The 24,556-nt window shown below is 69.7% G+C and carries 18 protein-coding genes; 13 read left to right on the plus strand and 5 right to left on the minus strand.

What is annotated here, in order from left to right; genetic code table 11:
* Positions 1-39 precede the first annotated feature (39 nt).
* The 5 genes from ACWEPG_RS27680 (at position 40) to ACWEPG_RS27700 (ending at position 10,394) form a co-directional block, all read left to right on the plus strand.
* Entirely contained in the window at positions 40-1,071 is a 1,032-nt protein-coding gene (locus ACWEPG_RS27680; RefSeq protein WP_450116258.1) for an ABC transporter ATP-binding protein, read from the plus strand.
* Complete coding sequence (locus tag ACWEPG_RS27685; RefSeq protein WP_450116257.1) at positions 1,068-1,829, plus strand: ABC transporter permease; 762 nt, start codon at positions 1,068-1,070, stop codon at positions 1,827-1,829. The genes ACWEPG_RS27680 and ACWEPG_RS27685 overlap by 4 nt, the downstream gene beginning before the upstream one ends.
* Before the next feature lie 96 nt (positions 1,830-1,925).
* On the plus strand, positions 1,926-5,741 hold the full coding sequence (locus ACWEPG_RS27690) for an ABC transporter ATP-binding protein (RefSeq protein ID WP_452595806.1): 3,816 nt from the start codon (positions 1,926-1,928) through the stop codon (positions 5,739-5,741).
* Between the two features lie 133 nt (positions 5,742-5,874).
* Positions 5,875-9,648, plus strand: coding sequence for a multifunctional oxoglutarate decarboxylase/oxoglutarate dehydrogenase thiamine pyrophosphate-binding subunit/dihydrolipoyllysine-residue succinyltransferase subunit (locus ACWEPG_RS27695; RefSeq protein WP_450116255.1), 3,774 nt, complete (start codon positions 5,875-5,877; stop codon positions 9,646-9,648).
* Between the two features lie 35 nt (positions 9,649-9,683).
* A complete protein-coding gene (locus ACWEPG_RS27700; RefSeq protein ID WP_450116254.1) occupies positions 9,684-10,394 on the plus strand; it encodes an AAA family ATPase in 711 nt (236 codons plus the stop codon).
* 24 nt (positions 10,395-10,418) lie between these two features.
* On the opposite strand, the gene ACWEPG_RS27705 is transcribed toward ACWEPG_RS27700, so the two are convergent.
* Positions 10,419-11,558, minus strand: a complete 1,140-nt coding sequence (locus tag ACWEPG_RS27705; protein ID WP_450116253.1) for an LLM class flavin-dependent oxidoreductase — start codon at positions 11,556-11,558, stop codon at positions 10,419-10,421.
* A 218-nt stretch (positions 11,559-11,776) separates the two neighbouring features.
* Here ACWEPG_RS27705 and ACWEPG_RS27710 point away from each other — a divergent pair, with 218 nt between their 5' ends.
* Complete coding sequence (locus ACWEPG_RS27710; protein WP_450116252.1) at positions 11,777-13,183, plus strand: selenium-binding protein SBP56-related protein; 1,407 nt, start codon at positions 11,777-11,779, stop codon at positions 13,181-13,183.
* Between the two features lie 40 nt (positions 13,184-13,223).
* Here the strand turns inward: ACWEPG_RS27710 and ACWEPG_RS27715 are convergent, their stop codons facing one another.
* The gene (locus ACWEPG_RS27715) at positions 13,224-13,832 is read right to left on the minus strand and encodes a TetR/AcrR family transcriptional regulator (protein WP_450116251.1); all 609 of its coding nucleotides are present in this window, start codon (positions 13,830-13,832) and stop codon (positions 13,224-13,226) included.
* 72 nt (positions 13,833-13,904) lie between these two features.
* Between ACWEPG_RS27715 and ACWEPG_RS27720 the strand changes: the two genes are divergently transcribed.
* Genes ACWEPG_RS27720 through ACWEPG_RS27730 form a run of 3 tightly spaced genes read left to right on the plus strand, consistent with a single transcriptional unit; the run spans position 13,905 to position 17,232 of the window.
* A complete protein-coding gene (locus tag ACWEPG_RS27720; protein WP_450116250.1) occupies positions 13,905-15,497 on the plus strand; it encodes a flavin-containing monooxygenase in 1,593 nt (530 codons plus the stop codon).
* Complete coding sequence (locus ACWEPG_RS27725; protein WP_450116249.1) at positions 15,494-16,330, plus strand: SDR family NAD(P)-dependent oxidoreductase; 837 nt, start codon at positions 15,494-15,496, stop codon at positions 16,328-16,330. Before ACWEPG_RS27720 ends, ACWEPG_RS27725 begins: the two co-directional genes overlap by 4 nt.
* Before the next feature lie 2 nt (positions 16,331-16,332).
* Positions 16,333-17,232: an alpha/beta hydrolase gene (locus ACWEPG_RS27730; RefSeq protein ID WP_450116248.1), complete on the plus strand. Its 900-nt coding sequence runs from the start codon at positions 16,333-16,335 to the stop codon at positions 17,230-17,232.
* Between the two features lie 66 nt (positions 17,233-17,298).
* Here ACWEPG_RS27730 and ACWEPG_RS27735 read toward each other — a convergent pair whose 3' ends face one another.
* On the minus strand, positions 17,299-19,248 hold the full coding sequence (locus ACWEPG_RS27735) for a vWA domain-containing protein (protein ID WP_452595807.1): 1,950 nt from the start codon (positions 19,246-19,248) through the stop codon (positions 17,299-17,301).
* Positions 19,249-19,342: 94 nt separating this feature from the next.
* Positions 19,343-19,960, minus strand: coding sequence for a glycine betaine ABC transporter substrate-binding protein (locus ACWEPG_RS27740; protein WP_450116246.1), 618 nt, complete (start codon positions 19,958-19,960; stop codon positions 19,343-19,345).
* 113 nt (positions 19,961-20,073) lie between these two features.
* Here ACWEPG_RS27740 and ACWEPG_RS27745 point away from each other — a divergent pair, with 113 nt between their 5' ends.
* From ACWEPG_RS27745 to ACWEPG_RS27760, 4 genes are read left to right on the plus strand one after another with little or no spacing between them, the layout of a single operon-like run.
* Positions 20,074-21,018, plus strand: coding sequence for an ABC transporter substrate-binding protein (locus ACWEPG_RS27745; protein WP_450116245.1), 945 nt, complete (start codon positions 20,074-20,076; stop codon positions 21,016-21,018).
* A 9-nt stretch (positions 21,019-21,027) separates the two neighbouring features.
* On the plus strand, positions 21,028-22,131 hold the full coding sequence (locus ACWEPG_RS27750; RefSeq protein WP_452595808.1) for an ABC transporter ATP-binding protein: 1,104 nt from the start codon (positions 21,028-21,030) through the stop codon (positions 22,129-22,131).
* On the plus strand, positions 22,131-22,859 hold the full coding sequence (locus tag ACWEPG_RS27755; protein ID WP_452595809.1) for an ABC transporter permease: 729 nt from the start codon (positions 22,131-22,133) through the stop codon (positions 22,857-22,859). The genes ACWEPG_RS27750 and ACWEPG_RS27755 overlap by 1 nt, the downstream gene beginning before the upstream one ends.
* On the plus strand, positions 22,856-23,545 hold the full coding sequence (locus ACWEPG_RS27760) for an ABC transporter permease (RefSeq protein ID WP_452595810.1): 690 nt from the start codon (positions 22,856-22,858) through the stop codon (positions 23,543-23,545). Before ACWEPG_RS27755 ends, ACWEPG_RS27760 begins: the two co-directional genes overlap by 4 nt.
* Here ACWEPG_RS27760 and ACWEPG_RS27765 read toward each other — a convergent pair.
* The gene (locus ACWEPG_RS27765; protein ID WP_452595811.1) at positions 23,532-24,419 is read right to left on the minus strand and encodes an alpha/beta fold hydrolase; all 888 of its coding nucleotides are present in this window, start codon (positions 24,417-24,419) and stop codon (positions 23,532-23,534) included. The two genes, ACWEPG_RS27760 and ACWEPG_RS27765, sit on opposite strands and share 14 nt — an antisense overlap.
* Between the last annotated feature and the right edge of the window lie 137 nt (positions 24,420-24,556).

Here is a 24,556-nt window from a genome sequence, read left to right on the forward strand (position 1 = left end):
TCACCGTTCGGCGGCGCCGGGTGGCCTAAGGTGCACGTCATGAGTGCTGGCAGTCCGGCGCCGCTGCGCCCGGCCCTCGAAACGGTGGGCCTGACGAAACGCTTCGGGGCGGTCGAGGCGGTCTCGAACCTGAGTTTCGCGGTGCCCGCGGGCTCGATCACCGGCTTCGTCGGCCCGAACGGGTCCGGGAAAACCACCACCCTGCGGATGCTGCTCGGGCTCGTCGCCCCGACCGCCGGGTACTCCACGGTGACCGGGATCCCGTTCACCGAGTTGCCGCACCCGGCCCGGACGGTCGGGGTGGTGCTCGACTCGCTGAGCGTGCACCCCAGACGCACCGCGCTCGCCCACCTGCTCGTCTACGCGGCCGCGATCGGCGTCCCCGACGCCCGGGCCCGCGAAGCGCTGACGACGGTCGGCCTCGAACCCGCCGCACGGCAGAAGGTGGCCACCTTTTCCCTCGGGATGCGCCAGCGCCTCGCGCTGGCGACAGCCCTGCTCGGCGATCCGCGGATCCTCGTCCTCGATGAACCCGCCAACGGTCTCGATCCCGAGGGCATCGCCTGGTTGCGCGAGTTCCTGCGAGCCTTCGCGGCTGCCGGGCGGACCGTGCTGGTCTCGAGCCACATCCTCCGGGAACTGGAGCAGACGGTGGACCGGCTGGTGATCGTCAACCGCGGCGCGCTGGTGTACCAGGGCGGAATGGACGAGTTGCGGGCCGGGCACAGCGCCCGGGTGTTCGTCGCCGCGTCCGACCCCGCCACACTCGCGCTCGCCCTCGGCGCTCAGGGCTTCACCGATGCCCAGGTGATGCCGGACGGCCGGCTCGCCGTCCGCGGTGTCCCCGAGCCCACGATCGCCGGACTCGCCGCATCGGCGGGAGTGCGAATCTTCGGTGCCTCGACCGAACACGTCGACCTCGAGCAGGTGTTCCTGTCGATGACCTCCGGGCAGTACACGGCCCAGCTCCCCGGCCCGTCCTCCCCGTACCCGCCTGCCCCCTACCCGCCTGCCCCGTACCCACCCGGGTCACATCCACCCGCGCCCCACCACCCGGGAGGTCCGCAATGAGCGCGCTGGTCACCGCCGAACTGCGCAAGGTGCTCACCCTGCGGTTCTGGTGGGCGCTCGCCCTCGCGCCGCTGGTCGTCGCCCTGTTCGCGGGATCGATCTACGCGGCCATGGCGGACGGCCTCGACTCGGTGGACGCGGACCTGTCCACCGGCGCGGTGTCGGTGGGACTCGTCGTCGCGATCGCGTGGGCCGTCCTGTTCGCCGGGATCTTCGGGGCCGTCAACGCCGGCACCGAGTTCCGGCACCAGACCCTGACCCCGACGTTCGTCACCACCCGCGGCCGGGACCCGGTGCTCGCCGCCAAGCTGGCGGTCACCGCGCTGTTCGGCCTCGGCTACGCCGTCGCGGTCGAACTCGTCGCACTCGGGTGCATGGTGGTCTTCGGCGGCGACCGGTTCACGGTCACCACCGCGATTCTCGGCATGCTCGCGGCCGGAGTGGTGGCCACCGTGGCATGGTCGCTGATCGGCGCCGGGCTCGGCCTGCTGTTCGCGTCCCCCACGGCCGCGGCGATCACCCTCGTCGCCTGGTATCCGGTCGGCGAGCTGATCACCATCGCGATCCTGTCGGGGCTCGGCGCCGGCTCGATCGGCCAGTGGCTGCCCGGCGCCGTCACCTGGTCGACGGTCGTCTCCCCGGCGGGCGACGTCGACGGATTCGCGCCCTGGCCCGCCGCGGTGATCGCGCTGATCACCTGGACCGCCGTCGCCGCGGGCCTGGGCTGGTGGACGACCCGCCGCCGCGACGTCACCTGACCGCGGCACCACCGTGCCTGACCGAACCACTCCGCAGTCGTGCCCGATCGGACCGCTCCGCAGTCGTGTCGGGCGCCGGTACTACGGTGAGATGCGATGGCTGCCACCGTGACTCACCCCGGCTGGATTCGACGACTGACCGCCGAATGCTGGCGTCACCGCGCACTCACACTCGGCGCGCTCGCGGTCACACTGATCGCGGCGGTCATCGACATCACCTTCCCGCTGCTGACCCGGATCGCGGTGGACGACGCCTCCTCCGGCGCCACGGAGGTGATCGTCGCGGTCGCCGCCGCGATCGCGGCCCTCGGTGTGGTCCGCTTCGGCTGCCAGTTCGGGCGCCGGATGCTGGCGGGCCGGCTCTCACTCGACGTCCAGCACGACCTGCGGCTCGGTCTGCTCGGATCGCTGCAGCGACTCGACGGTGTCGGGCAGGACCAGATCCGCACCGGCCAGGTGGTGTCCCGCTCCATCACCGACCTGCAACTCGTACAGGGGCTGCTGGCGATGGTGCCGCTGTCGGCGGGGGCGCTGCTGCAGTTCCTGCTGGCGATCGTCGTGATGGCCTGGCTCTCGCCGCTGCTCACCGCCGTCGCGTTGCTCGTCGTGCCCGCCGTGTCGGTGGTGGTGTGGCGGATCCGGCCCACCCTGTTCGCCGCCACCTGGTCGGCGCAGCAACGCGCCGCCGACCTCGCCCAGCACGTCGAGGAGACGGTGACCGGGGTCCGTGTGGTCAAGGGCTTCGGGCAGGAGTCCCGCGCCGTCCGACGACTCGAGGACCTGGGCCGCACCCTGTACGCCGAGCGACTGCGCGCGGCGCGGATCAACGCCCGGTTCACCCCGACGATGGCGGCGCTGCCGCAACTGGGCCTGGTCGGCGTGATCGCCCTCGGCGGCGCGCTCGCACTGAACGGCACCATCACCATCGGCACCTTCCTGGCGTTCGCCACCTACGTCGCGACCATGTCGAACGTGACCCGGCTGCTGTCGTCGGTCGTGATCATGGCCCAGATGACGCGGGCCGCCGTCGAACGCGTATACGAGGTCATCGACACCGAGCCCGGGGTCGCCGACCCGCCGCACCCGACACCCCTGCCCGCCGGCCCACTGGGCGTCCGGTTGCGCAGCGTCGACTTCGGGTTCGATGCGGACCGCCCGGTACTGGCCGGCCTCGACCTCGACATCGCGCCGGGCGAGACGCTCGCCGTCGTGGGCCGCGCAGGCTCCGGAAAGACGGCGTTGTCCCTGCTGCTGCCCCGCTTCTACGCACCGAGCGCGGGCACCGTGGCATTGACCGTCGACGGCACCGCCTTCGACCTCGCCGCCCTGCGGGCGGACCAGCTGCGCGAGGCGGTCGGGCTGGTCTTCGACGAGCCGTTCCTGTTCTCGGACACCGTGTCCGCGAACATCGCGCTCGGCCGGCCCGACGCGAGCGCCGAGGAGATCCGCGCCGCGGCCACGATGGCGCAGGCCGACGAGTTCATCGAGGCGCTGTCCGACGGCTACGACACGGTCGTCGGCGAGCGCGGGCTGACGCTGTCCGGCGGGCAGCGGCAGCGGGTGGCTCTGGCGCGTGCCCTGCTGGTGGACCCGCGGCTGCTGATCCTCGACGACGCGACCTCCGCGGTGGACGCCGCCACGGAGGCCGCGATCTTCGACACCCTGCGCGAGCGGCGGGACCGCACCACGCTGATCCTGGCGCATCGCCGATCGACCCTCTCCCTCGCCGACCGGGTGGCGGTTCTCGACGGCGGGCGGGTCATCGACACCGGAACGGTCGCCGAACTCGACGCCCGCTGCGCCCTTTTCCGCACCCTGCTCGCCGACCCCGACCTCGAGGCCGAACCGGACGATGCGCCGGTTCCGGACATGCGGCCGGAGCCGGGTAACGACGAGCTGTGGCCCGAGGCGATTCCCGGCTCCGCGTTCGACGCGGTGATCTCCGACGCGGTCCCGGCGCGGGCGACGACAACCGCCGGTGCGCCGGGCGGCGGGCACGGCGGCCGCGGCGGGGCGGGCGGTGGTGGCCCGATGGCGGGCGCGATGGGCGACATCGCAGCCACTCCGGCGCTGCGGGACGCCGTCGCCGCACTGCCACCCGCCACCGAGATACCCGGCCTCGACGACGAGGACCTGCGACGACCCGATCCCGGGTTCCGGTTGGCGACGCTGCTGCGCCCCGTCCGCTGGATCCTCGCGGCGGTGGTGCTGTGCCTGGCCGTGGACTCGCTGGCCGCGGTGCTGCTTCCGTCGGTCGTCCGATTCGCGATCGACCACGGCGTCACCCCCGGCGATCCGTCCGCGCTGTGGTGGGCGACCGCGGCCGGAGTGGCGCTGGTCGCCGTGGACTGGGCGGTCGTCGCGGTGATGACCGTGATCACCGCACGAGCCGGAGAAAAGGTGCTGTACGGGCTGCGGGTCCGCAGCTATGCGCACCTGCAACGGCTCGGCCTCGACTACTACGAGCGTGAGCTGTCCGGCCGGATCATGACGCGGATGACAACCGACGTCGACGCGCTGTCGTCGTTCCTGCAAACGGGGCTGTCGACCGCGGTCGTCAGCGTGCTCACCGTGGTCGGCATCTCGGTGGCGCTGCTGCTCACGGACGCGGTGCTGGCACTGGTCGCGCTCGCCGCGGTCCCGCCGCTGCTGGTGGCCACGCTGATCTTCCGGAAGGTGTCGTCGGCCGCGTACACGGTGTCCCGGGAGCGGATCTCGATCGTCAACGCGGACTTCCAGGAGAACGTCACCGGATTGCGCGCCGCGCAGGCGTACCGCCGGGAGGACTTCGCCGCACAGCGGTTCGCCGAACGCGCGGACAGCTACCGCCGTGCCCGCATGCGGTCACAGACTGCGATCTCCGTGTACTTCCCGCTGATCACGCTGCTGTCCGACGTGGCACTGGCCGCGGTGGTGCTGATCGGATCCATGCGGATCGCGGACGGGCAGACGACGTCCGGGGTGCTCGTGGCGTTCGTGCTGTACCTGGGGCTGCTGTTCGGACCGATCCAGCAGCTGTCCCAGGTGTTCGACGGCTACCAGCAGGCGCAGGTCGGGCTGCGTCGAATCGGCGATCTGCTGCGCACCCCGAGCTCGATCGAGACCGCAGCACCGGCGGACACCACGCCAATCGTCGGGCACCTCGGGGGTGCAGTCGATTTCGACACTGTGACGTTCCGGTATCGAGGTGCTGACACCGACGCCCTGCAGGATGTGAGGCTGCGCATCGAGCCGGGATCCACCGTCGCGCTCGTCGGTCGCACCGGCGCCGGTAAGTCCACCGTGGTCAAACTCCTGGCCCGCTTCTACGACCCGACCGCGGGCCAGGTCCGCGTCGACGGCGTCGACCTGCGCCGATACCCGTTGCACGAGTATCGCGGCCGCCTCGGCGTGGTGCCGCAGGAGGCGCACCTCTTCTCCGGGGACGTCGCCACGAACATCGAGTACGGCCGCCCCGACGCCACCCGCGCGCAGGTCACCGCCGCCGCGCGTGCAGTGGGGGCACTCGACACCATCGCGGGCCTGCCCGGCGGGATGTTCACCCCGATCGGCGAACGCGGCCAGGGACTGTCCGCCGGACAGCGTCAACTCGTCGCGCTGGCCCGGGCCGAACTCGTCGACCCGGACGTCCTGCTGCTCGACGAGGCGACCGCGACCCTCGATCCGGCCACCGAACGCACGGTCCTCGAGGCGAGCAGTCTGCTGACCCGCACCCGGACGTCGATCGTCGTGGCACACCGCCTCGCGACCGCCGCGCGCGCCGATCTGGTGGTGGTGATCGACGGCGGGCGAATCGTGGAAGTCGGCCCACACGCGGCACTGCGATGGGCCGGCGGTCCGTACCAGGACCTGTGGGACGCGACACGCAGCCAGGTGGGGAATAATCGGGCCGCCGAGACTGTCCTCGATTGAGGGAGCTGGTTGCCGACAAAGTGACCCAGCTCACTCGACGCACGCCCGGTGCGCGGGTGTCACCCGGGAGGACTAGCCTCGGGTGTACAAGCGCCGATCGGGGACCAAGAGAGAAACGAGGCGAACACCTGCCGTGAGCAGCAGTTCTACGTCACAATTCGGACAGAACCAGTGGCTTGTCGACGAGATGTACCAGCGTTTCCAGGATGATCCCTCATCCGTGGACGCGAGCTGGCACGAGTTCCTCACCGACTACAAGCCGGATGCGTCGGGCGCGAACGGGCAGATCCCCGCGACCGCTCCCGCGACCACCTCCTCCACTTACACCAACGGCACCGCCACCAACGGCACCGCCACCGTCACGACTGCGTCGGCTCCGGCCGCGCCCGCTCCGACGCCGCCCGCCCCGGCTGCGCCGAGCACCCCCGCTGCTCCCCCCGCCGCTGCCGCCCCTGCTCCGGCCAAGCCCGCCGCCCCGGCCGCCAAGCCTGCTGCTCCGGCCGCCAAGCCCGCTGCTCCGGCCGCCACCTCGACCGGCGCGCCCGAGTCGAAGGTGCTGCGCGGCGCCGCCGCCGCGGTGGCGCGGAACATGTCCGCCTCCCTCGAGATCCCGACCGCCACCAGCGTTCGCGCCATCCCTGCGAAGCTGATGTTCGACAACCGGATCGTCATCAACAACCACCTCGCCCGCACCCGCGGCGGCAAGGTGTCCTTCACCCACCTGCTGGGCTACGCGATCATCCAGGCCGTCAAGGCGTTCCCGAACATGAACCGGCACTTCGCCGAGATCGACGGGAAGCCGAACGTCGTCACCCCGGCGAGCACCAACCTCGGCCTGGCCATCGACCTGCCCGGCAAGGACGGCAGCCGTTCCCTCGTCGTCGCCGCCATCAAGGGCACCGAGACGATGAACTTCGTGCAGTTCTACTCGGCGTACGAGGACATCGTCCGGCGCGCCCGGGACGGCAAGCTCACCGCCGAGGACTTCTCCGGCGTCACCATCTCGCTGACCAACCCCGGCGGCATCGGCACCGTGCACTCGGTCCCCCGCCTGATGCAGGGCCAGGGCGCGATCATCGGCGCAGGCGCGATGGAGTACCCGGCCGAGTTCCAGGGCTCGAGCGCCGAGAAGATCGCCGAGATGGGCGTCGGCAAGCTGATGACCCTGACCTCGACCTACGATCACCGGATCATCCAGGGCGCCGAGTCCGGCGACTTCCTGCGCACGATCCACAACCTGCTGATCAGCGACAAGTTCTACGACGAGATCTTCCACTCGCTGCACATTCCGTACGAGCCGGTCCGCTGGCGTCAGGATGTGGCCGAGGGCGCGGTCGACAAGAGCACCCGGGTGCTCGAACTGATCGCCGCGTACCGGCACCGCGGTCACCTGATGGCCGACACCGATCCGCTGCAGTTCGTCAAGGACAAGTTCCGCAGCCACCCCGACCTCGACGTCACCACCCACGACCTGACGCTGTGGGACCTGGACCGCGAGTTCAACGTCGGCGGCTTCCACGGCAAGGACCGGATGAAGCTCCGGGACGTGCTGTCGATCCTGCGTGACGCGTACTGCCGGCACATCGGCGTCGAGTACACCCACATGCTCGACCCCGAGCAGACGAAGTGGCTGCAGGATCGGGTCGAGGCCAAGCACGTCAAGCCGACGGTCGCCCAGCAGAAGTACATCCTGAGCAAGCTCAACGCCGCCGAGGCGTTCGAGACGTTCCTGCAGACGAAGTACGTCGGCCAGAAGCGGTTCTCGCTCGAGGGCGCCGAGTCCGTCATCCCGATGATGGACGCCGTCATCGACCAGTCCGCGGAGCACGGCCTCGACGAGGTCGTCATCGGCATGCCGCACCGCGGCCGCCTGAACGTGCTCGCGAACATCGTCGGCAAGCCGTACTCGAAGATCTTCACCGAGTTCGAGGGCAACATGAACCCGGCGGCCGCGCACGGCTCCGGCGACGTGAAGTACCACCTCGGCGCCGAGGGCCAGTACATCCAGATGTTCGGCGACAACGACATCAAGGTCTCCCTCACCGCGAACCCGTCGCACCTCGAAGCGGTCGACCCGGTCCTCGAGGGTCTGGTCCGCGCCAAGCAGGACATCCTCGACAAGGGCCAGGAGGGCTTCACCGTCCTGCCGCTGATGCTGCACGGCGACGCCGCGTTCGCCGGTCAGGGCGTCGTCGCGGAGACCCTGAACCTGTCGCTGCTGCGCGGCTACCGCACCGGCGGCACCGTGCACATCGTGGTCAACAACCAGGTCGGCTTCACCACCGCCCCGGAGCACTCGCGTTCGTCCGAGTACTGCACGGACGTCGCGAAGATGATCGCGGCGCCGGTGTTCCACGTGAACGGCGACGACCCCGAGGCCTGCGTCTGGGTGGCGCAGCTGGCCGTGGACTTCCGCGAGAAGTTCAACAAGGACGTCGTCATCGACATGATCTGCTACCGCCGTCGCGGTCACAACGAGGGCGACGACCCGTCGATGACGCAGCCGGCGATGTACGACCTGATCGACACCAAGCGCAGCGTCCGCAAGAGCTACACCGAGGCCCTGATCGGTCGCGGCGACATCTCGCTCAAGGAAGCCGAAGACGCCCTGCGTGACTACCAGGGCCAGCTGGAGCGGGTGTTCAACGAGGTTCGCGAGCTGGAGAAGTTCAAGCCGGAACCGTCGGAGTCGGTCGAGCTGGACCAGACCCCGCCCGCCCGCCTGCAGACCTCGGTCGACAAGGAAACCCTCGCCCGCATCGGTGACGCGTTCCTGAACGTCCCCGAGGGCTTCACGGTGCACCCGCGCGTCAAGCCGGTCATCGAGAAGCGCCACGAGATGTCCCGCGAGGGCAAGGTGGACTGGGCGTACGCGGAACTGCTCGCGTTCGGTTCACTGGTCGAGCAGGGCGCCCTGGTGCGCCTGGCAGGCCAGGACTCACGGCGCGGCACGTTCACGCAGCGCCACTCGGTGCTCATCGACCGCAAGACCGGCGACGAGTACAACCCGATCGCGCAGATCGCCGCGGACGCGGACAACGGCGGCAAGTACATGGTCTACGACTCGGCGCTCACCGAGTACGCGGGCCTGGGCTTCGAGTACGGCTACTCGGTCGGCAACCCCGACGCCCTGGTGCTGTGGGAGGCGCAGTTCGGCGACTTCGTCAACGGCGCGCAGACCATCATCGACGAGTTCATCTCGTCCGGTGAGGCCAAGTGGGGTCAGCTGTCCGACGTCGTGCTGCTGCTGCCGCACGGTCACGAGGGCCAGGGCCCGGACCACACCTCCGGTCGTATCGAGCGCTTCCTGCAGCTGTGTGCAGAGGGCTCGATGACCGTCGCGGTGCCGTCCACTCCGGCTTCGTACTTCCACCTGCTGCGCCGCCACCACCTGGACGGCATCCGCCGCCCGCTGGTGGTCTTCACCCCGAAGTCGATGCTGCGCAACAAGGCCGCGGTCTCCGAGCTCGAGGACTTCACCACCGGCAAGTTCCGTTCGGTGTTCGAGGAGCCCACCTACGAGACCGGCGGCGGCGACCGCAACAAGGTCACCCGGGTGCTCCTGGTCAGCGGCAAGCTGTACTGGGAACTGTTGGCGCGCAAGCAGAAGGAAGGCCGCGACGACGTCGCGATCGTCCGGATCGAGCAGCTGTACCCGCTGCCGGCCCGTCGTCTTCGCGAGACCCTCAAGCAGTACCCGAACGCGACCGACTTCCGCTGGGTCCAGGAGGAGCCGGCGAACCAGGGTGCGTGGCCGCTGTTCGGTCTGGCGCTGCCGGAACTGCTTCCGGAGCTGCTGACCGGCATCAAGCGGATCTCTCGCCGCGCCATGTCGGCCCCGTCCTCGGGTTCGAGCAAGGTGCACGCGGTCGAGCAGCAGGAGATCATCGACGAGGCGTTCCGCTGATCGCCTGACGTGACGCTGCCCCACGGCGAGCCGTGATGTTGCCACTGAGCCGGGTCGAGTTCACCCCAAGGGATGGATTCGATCCGGCTTCGTGGTATCTGGATGTACCCGCGATTGCCGAATTGTGCAGTCGTGGGCTCGAATTCACGAACCCCGTGACCGTGCTCGTCGGCGAGAACGGCGTCGGGAAGTCGACGCTCGTCGAGGCCGTCGCCGGTGCGTGGCAGTGGGGATTCACCGGCGCCCAGGACCGGATGTGGTCCGCCGGCGGCAGCTCCGAGGACACCGACCTGCCGCAGCACCTGACCTGTGTCGGCGCCCGACCCCGGCCGTACGGCGGCTGCTTCCTGCGCGCCGAATCCATGCACGCCCTCTTCGCGCGGGCCGACGCCAACCGGGTCCGCGGCGACGACCAGGGCTTCAACGAGCTGTCCCACGGGCAGTCTTTCCTGCACTACGTGGCGGAGCGGCCGGTCGGGGTGGGCCTGTGGATCCTCGACGAGCCGGAGGCGGCGCTGTCGTTCCGGTCCAGCCTGGCCCTGCTCGGGGTGATCGCTGACCTGGTCGCCGAGGGGTCGCAGGTGATCATGGCGACCCACTCCCCCGTCCTCGCCGCCTGCCCGGGCGCCGACATCTGGGAGCTCACCGACGAGGGCATCGAGCACCCGGTGTGGGACGAACTCGACGTGGTGCGCGACTGGCGGTCATTCCTCGACGGCCCCGATCGGTTCCTGCGTCACCTGTGAACCCGCTGCCGTCATGTGCACTCGTCACAGGCGTTTCAGACCGCGCATCACCTTCAGGAACGGAGACGTGGTGAGCAGGCCGTCGCGGAGTCCGCGATGGCACATCGCTCCGATGTTGATGAGCACCGGGTAGCCCAGCCCGTGGTCGCGCCACTCCGCCACCTGGTCGAGAATCTCGGCGGGCGTGCCCGCGAAGCAACTCTCCCGCAACAGGGATTCCGGCACCCTGTCCGCGTAGGCGAGGGCGGTCTCCTCGGTCAGGGTCTGCGGCAGAAGGTCCTGGATTCCGGTGAAGGTTGGACCCAACGGGTGCTCCGCGCCGTGCCGCGCCCACCCCTCGGCCGAGACACACAGGCAGAGCGCCCTCGCGCCCACGGACCCGACCATCTCGTCCACCTCGGCGCGGGAGCGTCCGGGAATGACCATGAAGTACCCCGCCGCCGTGATCGCATCGGGGTCGCGTCCCGCGTCCGATGCGGCGGCCCGGATCCGGGTGAGCTTCACGCCGTAATCCTTGGGACGCTGCGGGTAGGCCGGGAACCACGCGTCGGCGTACCTGCCCGCGGCCCGCAGCATTCGAGAGCCGTGGGCGGCGATCCAGATCTGCGGCCGGGTACCGCGGTGCGGCGGGACGTCGAAAACCGCGTCCTTCAACGGGAAGAAGGCCGAATCCCGGCTCACCGGACGTCCACCCGAGTCCCACAGCAACCGGATCGTCGCAACGGCCTCCTCGAAGCGGGCGACCGGCCTCGTCCACTCGACCCCGTATGGTTCGTTCCCCTCCCGCTCACCCGGGCCGATCCCGAGAATTGCCCGGCCCCGGGTCAGCAGGTGCAGGGTGGCGGACGCCTGGGCGGTCACCGCGGGGTTGCGCCGACCGGTGTCGGTGACGCCCACCCCGAGTCGCAGCCGCGCCAATCGGTTGCGCGCGGCAAGGTAACCCAGCGCCGTCCACGGCTCGAAGAAGGCGTCACCGCTCTGCGCCACGCGCGCGGCGGCGATGTGGCGAGGCGCCCACAGCGACGGAGACACGAAGCCCATCAGGTGATCGTGGATCCACAGTGAATCGGCGCCGGCCGCGGTGGCGAGCAGCCGACTGGAACGGAGCAGCAGGTCGGGAGCGCCCCTCGAGTGGACCCCCATTTCCACGAGTCCGGTTCGCATGATGTCGCACTCCTCCAAGCACGAACCCCAGCGCCGCGGGTCGACGTCGTCGGCCGTGCTCCGCCTCGATCGTGCGCCCCTACCCCGCTCAGGGCGCGCGTAGTCGACTACTCGACCGGCCGGCCGTTCCGTGTCGAGTTGTCGCGACGGTTCCGTAGCTCGGCGGGTTCTCATAGGCTGATGTGCGGGTCTCATCGTCTCGACGAAGGAGGCTGAAGATGAATCAGCCAGCCATCGACCCGACCTTCTATCGGACCGCGGCGGACGCGGCCGCAGCACCACCGGAGAAACTGGCCTACGTGGCCGCGTTCGACCGCGCGGCCGACAAACCCGACGCGATGAGCGTGGTCGACGTCGACCCCGGCTCTGACACCTACGGCCGGGTGATCGGCTGGACCGAGGTGCCCGGGCTGGGCAACGAGCTGCACCATTTCGGCTGGAACGCGTGCAGCAGCGCGCTGAAGCACGAGGGTCACGACATGGCGGGGCTGGCCCGCCGTTACCTGATCGTGCCCGGCATACGCTCGTCCGCGCTGTACGTGCTCGACACCGAACCCGACCCGAGTCACCCCACCGTGACGAGGGTCGTGGACGCAGCCGATCTCGCCGCGAAGGCCGGCTACTCCCGACCGCACACGCTGCACTGCGGGCCGGACGGGGTGTTCCTCACGTGCCTCGGCGGTGCCGACGGATCGGACGGCCCCGGCGGGATCGCGTTACTCGATCACGGCACGTTCGACGTGCTCCGGCAGTGGGAAACCGATCGGGGCCCGCAGTACTTCGCGTACGACGCCTGGTGGCATCTGGGCCGGAACACGCTGATCAGCAGCGAATGGGGCACACCGTCGATGCTCGAGAACGGGCTCGTACCCGAGCTGCTGCTGGCGAACGAGTACGGGCACGCACTCCACTTCTGGGACCTCGCCACCGGCGAGCACCGGCAGCGGGTCGACCTCGGCGCGCAGCACCAGATGCCACTGGAACTGCGCCCGTCGCACGACCCGGAAGCCACGTGGGGATTCGTCGGTGTCGTCATTTCGACCGAGGACCTGTCGGCCTCGGTCTGGCGGTGGCACCGCGAGGACGGCAACTGGGCGGTGGACAAGGTGATCACGATCCCGGCCGAGCCTGCCGATCCGGACCAGCTGCCACCCGCACTGAAGCCGTTCGGCGCGGTGCCCCCGCTGGTCACCGACATCGACCTGTCGGTCGACGACAACTTCCTCTACGTATCATGCTGGGGCACCGGCGAACTCAAGCAGTTCGACGTGCGCGACCCCGCCCACCCGACGGAGACCGCGTCCGTCCGTCTCGGCGGGATCGTCGGCCGCGCAGCGCATCCGGCGGCACCGGACGAACCGCTGTCCGGCGGTCCGCAGATGGTCGAGATCAGCAGGGACGGCAAGCGGGTCTACGTCACCAACTCCCTGTACGGCGCCTGGGACGACCAGTTCTATCCGGATGGTGTCGGCGCATGGATGGCGTTGATGCACACCGATCCTCAGGGCGGGATGACCGTCGACGAGCGATTCTTCCCGCATGGCGACGACTTTCGGGGTCTTCGTGCACACCAGGTCCGTCTCCAGGGCGGCGACGCCTCGTCCGATTCGTACTGCTACCGGTGACTGCCACGGCCTGAACGCAGCCGGGACGCCGAGGAGGTGGCTACCGCAGCAGCGCGGCCGCAATGTCCGGGGCCAGCGCGACCGCGGGCAAGGCCTGAACGTGCAGGTCGATCAGTTCCTCGCGGCTGATCTGCGGCTCACGTAGCCAGGTGATGGTGGCCTCCTCGACGAACGCGATCCAGCCGCGGACGGCGAGGGTGATGCGGGCGTTCGGTTCGATGCCGATGCGCGGCAGGTGGGTCGCGATGCGGTCCGCCATCGCAGCCCGGGTGCGTTCGAACTCCTCACGCATCTCCGCGTCCCCGCTCGCGCTGCCCCGCAGCAGCGAGACGTAGGTGCTGCGGTTGTCGCTGACGTAGTCGACGTACGCGGCGACGGACCGGCGCAGCATCTCCATCGGTTCGAGGTCCGGATCGGGTTCGGTCTGCACGAGCATGTCCGCGCCCGTGTGCCGGACGATGGCGAGGTGGAAGTCGCGCTTGGACGCGAAGTAGTGGAAAAGCAGGCCGCGGGACACCCCGGCCTGGTCGGCGATCTCCTCGACGGAGATCTGTTCGAGGGGCCGCTCGGCCAGCATCCGCGCGCCCAGGTCGAGCAACTGGGCGCGTCGCTCCTCCGGACTCATCCGGGTGCGTTTGACCGGCTCCATGACTCACCACCTTACTGAACGTCGGTCAACAAGCTATTGACCGCGGCTCAGTAAGCCCATATTCTGCACTACATGAGTCTTCCAGTTACAGGTACTGCGGTGCAGTCCGGAGCGACCGCGCGAGAGATCGACACCCTGATCATCGGCAGCGGCTTCGCCGGCCTCGGCGCCGCCGTGAAACTGTCCCAGGAGGGCAAGAAGAACTTCCTCGTCCTCGAGCGAGGATCCGACGTCGGTGGCACCTGGCGGGACAACACCTACCCCGGTGCCGCGTGCGATGTGCCGTCCCACCTGTACTCGTACTCGTTCGCGCTGAATCCGGACTGGACGCGCTCGTTCTCCCCGCAGCCGGAGATCAAGCGCTACATCGAGACGGTCTCCCGCAAGTACAACGTCCTCGACAAGCACGTGTTCAACTGCGACGTGCGGTCCGCGCACTGGAACGCCGACCGGTCCCGCTGGATCGTCGAGTCGTCCCGGGGTACCTTCGCCGCGAAGATCGTCATCACCGCCGTCGGCGCGCTGTGCGAGCCGTCGCTGCCGGACATCAAGGGCATCGACGGCTTCGAGGGCGAGATCTTCCACTCGGCACAGTGGAACCACGACTACGACCTGACCGGCAAGCGGGTCGCCGTGATCGGCACCGGTGCGTCCGCCATCCAGATCGTCCCGCAGCTGGCCGCCAAGGTTTCGCAGCTGGACGTGTACCAGCGCACCGCGCCGTGGATCCTGCCGCGCGCCGACCGCGAGTACACCGCGGCCGAACGGTTCGCGTTCAAGTACGTCCCCGGCTTCCAGAAGCTGTCCCGCCTCGGCATCTACCTGATGCGGGAGACGCAGGTCGTCGGACTCGCAAAGGCCCCGGTGTTCATGAAGCCGCTGCAGTTCGCGGCGGAGCGGCACCTGCGCCGGCAGATCAAGGACAAGGCGTTGCGGCGCAAGGTCACTCCGAACTTCCGGATCGGCTGCAAGCGGATGCTGATCTCGAACAACTACTACCCGGCCCTCGCGCAGCCGAACGTCGACCTGGTCACCGACGGCATCACCGAGGTCACCGCCACCGGCGTGGTCGACAGCACCGGGCGACGCCGGGACGTCGACGCGATCGTCGTCGCGACCGGCTTCCACGTCACCGACTCGCCGATGTTCGCCGGCATCTTCGGCCGCGACGGCCGTGCGCTCGCCGAGGTTTTCGACACCCACGGCCAGCAGGGCTACAAGGGGTCGTCGATCGCGAACTACCCCAACATGTTCTTCCTGGTCGGCCCGAACACAGGTCTCGGCCACTCGTCGATGGTGTACATGATCGAGTCCCAGCTGAACTACGTGGTCGACGCCGTCAACGTGATCGAGCGCAACGACATCGGCACCATCGAGGTACGGCAGGAAGCCCAGGACCGGTACAACCGCGAGGTGCAGGGCAAGCTCCGCAACAGCGTCTGGAACAACGGCGGCTGCGCCAGCTGGTACCTCGACAAGCACGGCAACAACACCACCCTGTGGCCCGGCTTCACGTTCGAATTCCGGGGCCTCACGCGGCGATTCGATCTCGACGCATACGACAGCGTCAACGTCGCCGACCTCCCCGCACCGGCCGTGGGCGACCCGGCCACCACTCCCGACAGCGACAGCAGGAACGACAACGAGAAGGTGACGGTTCAGTGAGCGAATTCGCAGGCAAGGTCGTCGTCATCACCGGCGCCGGATCGGGGATCGGGCGCGCGCTCGCACTGAACCTGGCCCGCCAGGGTGCCAAACTCGCGCTGTCCGACCAGAACAGCGTCGGTCTCGCCGAGACCGTGCGCGATGCGAAGGCGCTCGGCGCGGAGGTCAGGTCCGACCACCTCGACGTCACCCAGCGCGAGGCGGTGCTCGAGTACGCGGACGCGGTCGCCGCTCACTTCGGCAAGGTCAACCAGGTCTACAACAATGCCGGCATCGCCTACCACGGCGACTTCGAGCGGTCCGAGTTCAAGGACATCGAACGGATCATGGACGTCGACTTCTGGGGAGTCGTCAACGGCACCAAGGCGTTCCTGCCGCACCTCATCACCTCCGGCGACGGCCACGTGATCAACGTGTCCAGCCTGTTCGGCCTGCTGTCGATGCCCGGCCAGAGTGCCTACAACTCCGCGAAGTTCGCAGTACGCGGCTTCACCGAGTCGCTGCGCCAGGAGATGCTCATCGCCAAGCACCCGGTGAAGGTGACGTGCGTGCACCCGGGCGGTATCAAGACCGCGATCGCGCGCAACGCGACCGCCGGTCCCGGCGAGGACCTCGCCTCGTTCTCGGAGTTCTTCGACAAGAAGCTGGCACGCACCTCCCCCGAGGACGCCGCGTCGACCATCGTCAGCGGCGTCCGAAAGGGCAAGGCGCGGGTGCTGATCGGTGCCGACGCCAAGCTCCTCGACGGGTGGGTGCGGCTGGTCGGGTCCGGCTACCAGCGGATCGTCGCCGAGATCGCCGGGCGCGTCGTGCCGAAGCCGAAGGCGGACTGACGATGTACCTGCCGCGGCCGCTCGTCGCCGCCACCATCGGTCCCTTCTACCGGCTGGCCCTGCACTCCTCACTTCCGGCGCCGGTGGCACGCCGAATCATCGACGCCGGCTCGGTCCTGCAGCGGCTACCCCGTGACACCGTCGTCCGGGAGCTCACCCTCGCGGGCCGGCGCGCCGAACGGGTCACCGTCGGCGCCACGGAACGGCGCACCGCCATCCTTTACCTGCACGGCGGCGGCTTCACGCTGGGCTCGCTGGACACCCACCGCTCCGTGGCCGCTCACCTGGCCCGCGAGACCGGTGCCGCCGTGTACGTGCTGGACTACCGGCTGGCGCCGGAGCACCCGTATCCGGCGGGCCTCGAGGACGCAGTCGCCGCGTACCTGGAACTGGTGGGCGAGTACGGGTTCACCCCGGATCAGCTTGCCGTCGCAGGCGATTCGGCGGGCGGCGGACTGTCCCTGGCCACCGCCCGCCGACTGATCGACCGGTACAGCGTGAAGCCGGCGGCACTGGCCCTGATCGCTCCGTGGGTGGACCCCGGCGCCCGCAACACTCCGTTCGACCGCGACCTGGTGATCAACACCGGGTGGTCGTTCAAGGCCGCGGACGCATACCTGGGCGGCGGCGACCGCAGCGACCCGGGTTACGCACCGCTGCTCGGCGACCTGTCCGGCCTGCCGCCGACGATCGTGCACATCGGCACCAGCGAGGTGCTCTACCCGCAGGTCGTCGAGTTGGTCGACAAGCTCCGCTCGTCGGGTGTCACGGTGGAGTACCGCGAGTACCCGACACTGTGGCACGTCGCGCATCTGCAGGCCTCGATCCTCAGGGAGGCCGATGACGCGGTCCGCGAACTGGGCGCGTTCCTGCGCGCGGCGCTCATGGCGACCGCGGCCTGAACCTCGACCGGGTGGTTGTCGCGTCACCGTCACGCGACAACCACCCGATCGCATCGAGGCTGCGGGCTATCCGCGGCGCGAGCGCACCGCGAGCCAGCCACCGGCACCGCACAGCGCGACCACTGCGGCGGCGACCCCGATCAGGACACCGGTGCTCGACGACGTCGAGTCGGATTCGCCTGCCGCCGTGTCACCGGCCGCCCCTGTCGCCGTGCCGTCGTCGGCACGGCCACCGGGATCCGTTGCCGCCGCAGTCGTGGTCGCGGCGTTCTCGCCGAAGATCCCGTCCGTCGTCGCGGCCGCATACGAGGGACCGCTCTCGGGCGTACCGCTCACGGTCAGATCGAGTCGGATCTGCACCGGCAAGCTGTCGCCTTCTTGCGCTGTCGAACCCAGTTTGACCGCGATGTAGTACCACCCCGGCAGGGCTTGACTGCGTGCGTCGATGTCGTCGGATGTGCGGTTGCCGTAGCGGATCGGGACGCTGGTGACCGCCGGGGCGTCAGTCGGCAGCACCTGGTCGACACCGTGGTACCCCGCGAAGTCCAGATTGATCTCTTCCCGGGTCGGGGCGTACAGGATGGTCTGGATGTTGGAGAGGTTCTTGGAACCACCGGCGCCGTTGGCGTCGTAGTGCACGTGATACGCCAGGCCCTGACCCCAGTCCAACTCGACCCGGTAGAACACGAACTCGCCCGGCGCGAGGGTGTCGGTGTAGCGGCCGCTTCCGTCGAGGTCCGCGGCGACGGTGAAGGATCCGCCGCCCACCACCGGGGTGCCCGCACCGGTGGGTTCGACGAAGGTGGTCGGCGACGCGACGGCGGCCGGGCCGGGATCGGTTGCGGCGGGCTCGATCCCGACGAGAAGTTCGATGGGCAGCCGGTCCGGCATCCCCTGCGAGGCCTTCTCCCAGGTCGGCACGAAGTAGTAGCGTCCGCCACCGCGGCACTTGTCGGCGCCGCTGCCGTCCTCCGCGCGCTTCTTCGTCGCCCCGTCGAAGGCCTCCGCGACCGTCAGTGCCGCGCCGTCACTCGAGTTCGTGGCCTGCTCGAATTCCATCGCGTTGCAGTCGCGGCCGTCGCTGCCGTAGACCCGCAGGTACAGGACGTTCAGATCCTTGACGGCCTCGACGCCGGGCACACGCGGAAAGGAGAGGGTGCCACTGAAGTAGGCGGTCGCACCGTCCGGGATGTCGACGGCGTAGTAGCGCGACTCCTTCTGGCCGATGGTGTCCAGGTACTGGCCGGGCGTCGCGACCGGTGCGGAGTCGTGGGTGGGTGTTCCCGCGATCGGAGTCCCGGTGGCCTTGTAGTTGCGCAGCGCGGCCGCGGTCACCCTGGGCAGCGTCCGCTGCAGCGCCGCGCCGTCGGCAGCGTCGGTGTAGGTGCCACCGGTGGCCTGTGCCATGCACGTGAGCTGGGCACGGGCCTTGTCGTCGACCGCGAACCCGATCGCGTGCATCACCAGATCGACGCCCTGCGCTTTCAATTCTCTGGCGACCTCACACGGTTCGGGCGGGGCACAGGTGTCTTCTCCGTCCGAGACAAGCACGACGGACCGGGGCCCCGAGTTCGGGAGGGCGGCCGCGGCCTGGCGCAGCGCGGTGCCCATCGGCGTCCAGCCACTCGCCGTGATCCCGTCGACCGCGCCGGTCAGCGCGGCCCGGTCGAGAGTGTCCGCCTTGTGCAGTACCCGGACGTCACGACAGCCGGCGGCCTTCTCTGCGTCGTCGCTGCCGGTCCCGGTGCCGTACACCGTCAGCCCCACCTTGGCCTGTGCCGGGGCTGCGTCGACGAAGGTGCGGACGGCGTTCTTGGCCGCGTCCATCATCGTGCCCGCCGGATCGGGACGCTGCATGGATCCGGATGCATCGAGGATGAGCATCGTCGGGGCATAGGTCGGGCCCGAGTCCGTGCTTTCCTGCGCCCAGGCGGGTGCCACAGCCATCGTGAGACCGATCAGGGCTGCGGCCCCACCTGCGGCCAATCCGGTCAGTCGCTCGACAATCCTCGGCATGGTCCCCCACCTGATCCGTGTGCTCGGCTCCGTTCGGGACCCGACCATACAGACACGATGCGGGTGCGGTCACCGGTCGACTGGGTGGGAAAACTCAACGCGCAGAGAGCCAATCGCCAGCTATCTGATCTGGACTGCGCTCGCCGCGACGCACCCTCTCCCCCATCTCGGCCAACTCGGCCGACGTGAGTTCCCCCGCCACCACATTGAGCGCCTTCACCTGTGCCTCGGTGAGCACTCCGGTGCGCATCAGCGGCACGATGTCGAGCGCCGGCTCGTCGCTCCCCTCCTCACCTGCGTCGCCCGCACCCGGCGCTTCCGCGAGTCCGTGGTCGGACACCGAGAGACCCTGCGGCAGTGACCTGTTCAGCTCCTCGAAAACGTCGTCGGAGACGATGGCGGTGGCGCCCGGCTGCAACCGCAGCAGCAGGCTTCCCGTGTACTCCGGCACCAGCGTCACCGCACCGGAGTCCAGTGCACTCAGATCCTCCCCCTCGGCGAGGCCGAGCCGGGTCTGCACGGGCGATCCGGTACCGCGCAGGACCCCCGCATAGATCTCCGCGAGTACGCGGGACTCGGCTGACTCGCCGGACCCGACGGTGACCGGCGCCGGGGCCGGATCGGCGGTCAGCGAACTGCCGGACGAGCACCCCGCGAGCGCGACCGCCGTCAGTGCGGCCGCCGCGACCGTCCTGCCCAACCGAGGATTCATCGCGCGCCACGCTCCTTCGCTCACCGTGCGGATGCGGGTTCCATCGTTACACTGAGCGCCGGCAGCATCGCGAGCGGCCGGGTGCTGACACCGGAACCGACCGGAAGGATGTCATGGCGTTCTCGCTGCGCTCCCGCCTCACACTCGGCGTCGCCATCGCGCTGACCGTGATCACCGCCTCGGCGTGCTCGAACTCCGATCCCCTCGACACCGGAGGATCCGGCTCCGGCCCGGACACCGTCGTGGTCGGCTCGGCGGACTTCCCCGAATCCGAGACCGTCGCGAACATCTACGCGGAAGCACTGCGGGCCAATGGCTTCGACGTCACGACGAAACTCGGCATCGGCAGCCGGGAGACGTACGTACCAGCCGTCGAGAACGGGACGATCGACGTGATCCCCGACTACACCGGAAACCTGCTGCAGTTCCTCGACAAGGACGCGACCGCGACCTCCGCCGCAGATGTGAACGCCGCCCTGGCCACCGCGCTGGGCCCGAACCTGGCGGTCGCGACGCCGGCACCCGGCGAGAACAAGGATTCCGTCACCGTCACCCGGGCCACCGCCGACCGCTGGCAGCTGACCTCGATCGCGGACCTCGCCCCGCACTCTGCGGAGGTGACCTTCGGGGCGCCCGCCGAATTCCAGGAACGCGCCGTCGGCCTGCCCGGACTGCGGGAGAACTACGGCCTCGACATCGCTCCCGGCAACTTCGTGCCGATCGCCGACGGCGGCGGCCCGGCCACCGTCCGGGCCCTCACCGACGGAAAGGTCGTCGCCGCCAACATCTTCACCACCTCCCCGGCGATCGCCGCGAACGACTTGGTGGTCCTGGCCGACCCGAAGAACAACTTCCCCGCGCAGAACGTGGTGCCCCTGCTGCACGCCCAGAGTACGAGCGACAAGATCACCGCCGTGCTGGACGCGGTGTCCGCGAAACTGACCACCGACGAACTCGTCGCCCTGAACGAGAAGGTGTCCGGCGACTCCAAGACCGAGCCCGCGGACGCCGCCTCCCAGTGGGTGGCCGCGCAGGGTCTGGATCAACCGGTCGGGTAGGCGTCGGCGTTGATCACCTTCGAGTCGGTCACCAAGCGGTACCCGGACGGAACGGTCGCCGTCGAGGATCTGAGCCTGGCGATCGAGCCGCACCTGCTGACGATGTTCGTCGGCCCGTCGGGCTGCGGCAAGACCACGTCGATGCGGATGATCAATGCGATGGTGACCCCGACGTCGGGCACCGTCACGGTCGACGGCCGCCCGGTCGCGGAGACCGACCCGGTCGAGTTGCGTCTCGGGATCGGGTACGTGATCCAGGGCGCGGGCCTGCTGCCGCACCGCACCGTCGTCGACAACGTCGCGACCGTGCCGGTGCTGCGTGGGCAGTCCCGGCGGGCGGCCCGCCGCGCCGCGCTGGAGGTGCTCGAGCGGGTGGGCCTCGACACGGCGCTGGCGACCCGCTACCCCGCGCAACTGTCCGGAGGCCAGCAGCAGCGGGTCGGGGTGGCGCGCGCACTGGCAGCGGACCCACCGATCCTGCTGATGGACGAACCGTTCAGCGCCGTCGATCCCGTGGTGCGGGCGGAGCTTCAGGCCGAGATGCGAAGGCTGCAGGCGGACCTGCGCAAGACGATCGTGTTCGTCACCCACGACATCGACGAGGCCGTCACGCTCGGTGACCGGGTAGCGGTGTTCGGCCCGCACGGACATCTCCAGCAGTACGCCGAACCGCAGACCGTACTCTCTTCCCCGGCAACGGATTTCGTCGCGTCGTTCGTCGGCCGCGACCGCGGCTACCGGGGCCTGTCGTTTCGCACCGCGGAGGACGTGCCAATTCGCGAGGTCCGGACCGCGACCCGGATTCAGGTTCCGGGGCTGCGGTTCGGGGACGGCGAGTGGGTGCTCGTGGTCAGCGACTCGGGCACCCCGATCGGGTGGACCGATTCCCCCGACCTCGCCGGCGTCCGCGCCGGCGGATCGCTGTTCCCCCGGGGCGGCGACCTGCGACAGGCTCTCGATGCCGCGATCTCGTCCCCGTCGGGTATCGGTGTGGCCGTGGACGATTCCGGCGCGGTGGCCGGCGGCATCGATGCCACGGAGGTGATCGCCGTGCTCGCCAGGCAGCGGCGCGACGAGGAGAGAGGCCGGACGACGCCGGACACGGTGCGCTGATGCGGTGGCTGATCGACAACTTCTCCGTCGTCCTCGACCTGGCCCGGACGCACCTGTACCTCGCACTGGTGCCACTGCTCATCGGCCTGATCGTGGCGGTGCCACTCGGCGCCGCCGCGCACCGGGTGCCGTGGCTGCGCCGGACGACGACGATCGTCGCGTCGCTCGCGTTCACCATCCCGTCGCTGGCCCTGTTCGTCCTCCTTCCGCCCCTGCTCGGTCTGGATCTGCTCAGCGAACTGAACGTGGTGATCGCACTGAGCATCTACTCGACGGCGCTGCTGGTGCGGGCCGTTCCCGAGGCACTGGACTCGGTGCCGGTAGCGGTGGTCGACGCGGCCGTCGCAACGGGACACACACCGCTGCGCCGCGCGCTGACCGTCGACCTGCCGTTGGCACTTCCGGTGCTGATCGCGAACATTCGCGTGGTCGCCGTCACCAACATCTCGCTGGTGTCCGTGGGCGCGTTGATCGGTGTCCGCGGCCTCGGCGTCCTGTTCACCCGGGGATACCAGCGGGACTACCCGGACCAGATCGTCGCCGGCATCATCGCGATCGTGGTGCTCGCGCTGCTGTGCGACGCCGCGCTGTACCTGGCCGGGCGGTTCCTGACGCCGTGGACTCGAACCGGCAGAGCCCTGGGCCGAACCGGCAGAGCCCTGGGCCGAACCGGCAGGGGCCTGGGTCGAGCTGCGGCGGCCCTGCGAGCGGGTGAGGGTCCGGCATGAACATCTTCACCGCCGCCTTCGCCTACATCGCGGACCCGGCGAACTGGTCGGGGCCGACCGGCATCGCCACCCGGCTCGCCGAACACCTCGCCTACAGCGTGCTCGCGCTGGTGGTGTCGGCGGTGATCGCGATCCCGCTGGGGCTGCTGATCGGCCACCTGCGCCGCGGCGAGGCGGTTCTCGTCGGCGCCGTGAACGCGCTGCGGGCGCTGCCGACGCTGGGCGTGCTCACCTTCCTGGTGCTGCTGCTCGGGCTCGGTCTGATCCCCCCGATCCTGGCGCTCGTCCTGCTCGGTGTCCCGGCGATCCTGGCAGGCACCTACGCCGGCGTCGCCTCCGTCGACCCCGTGGTCGTGGACGCGGCACACGCGATGGGTATGACGGAGACCAGGGTGCTCGGGCAGGTCGAGGTACCGAACGCCTTGCCGCTGATCGTCGGCGGCATCCGGAGCGCGACGTTGCAGATCATCGCGACCGCCACCATCGCCGCCTACGTGAACCTGGGCGGACTGGGACGCTACATCTTCGACGGCCTCGCACTCCGCGACTACCCGCGGGTGGTGGTCGGCGCGATCCTCGTCGCGGCGCTGGCCCTGGTGGTGGACGGCGTTCTCGCACTGGCGGTGTGGGCGTCGGTGCCGGGCACCGGACGCCTACGTCGCCGGACCGTCGTCAGTTCGCGCTGAGGAACTTCAGGATGCGGCCGTTGACCTCCGCGGGCCGCTCCAACTGAAGGAAGTGGCCCGCATCGGCGATCAGGTGAAATTCACTCCCCCGCGGCAGGCCCGGCGGCACCAGCGCGGCCAGCCGCGGATCGAGGCACCCGTCACGATCACCGTGCAGGTAGAGCGTCGGCGTCGTCGGAAGCCGCATCTCCGCCCCCGTCCAGCGCCGGTAACGCGCCGGCACCCGTGGGAAGGGACGCGCCATGTTTCGGTAGTAACCGATCACCGCGCGGCCGTGCGCCGGATCGGCGATCGCCGCCAGCACCGCGGGCAGGTCGTCGCTCGCGTCGTATCCGGGTGACCAGTCCGCCCACAACCGGCGCACCAGCGGCTCTGCGTAGCGCTCCGGCAGGAAGGGCAGCTGGTTGAACAGGATGTACCAGCTGTTGCGCAACTGCCTCGGCAGCACACGGAGCGCTGCGGGTGTCCGCAGCGTCGCGAACGGCGGCACCGCGAGCGCGACGGTCGCGGCGAACGGGTTGTCGGTGTGGGCGGCGAGGGCGTTCGCGACGATCGCGCCCCAGTCGTGCCCGACCAGCACCGCATCCGTCCCGCCGTCCAGCTGCGTGTGGATGGCGACGGCGTCGTCCATCAGTGCGGCGATGTGCCCGCTGCGGTCGGCCGGCACCGCCGAGGGCGCGTAACCACGGGTGAACGGGGCCACCACCCGCCAACCCTCGTCGGCAAGGGCCGGACCCAGGTGTCGCCAGGTGTGGGCGGTGTCCGGGAAACCGTGCAGCAGCACCGCCAGCCGCCCGGTGTCGGGGCCCCACGTCAGGGCGCGCAGCCGAACCGCTTCGAGGTCGAGGGTGATCTCACGCACGCCGACGATCATGCACCCCCCGAAACGGCTGAAGGGCACTTTCGTTCGGTTGAACCGAACGCAACCGAAGGCAATGACGGCATCGAGCTGGGCAAGCTCCTTTCCGCGACGGGGTACACCACCCTCGATCCCGGATTCGTCAACACCGC

Source organism: Rhodococcus sp. NPDC004095 (assembly GCF_053604015.1).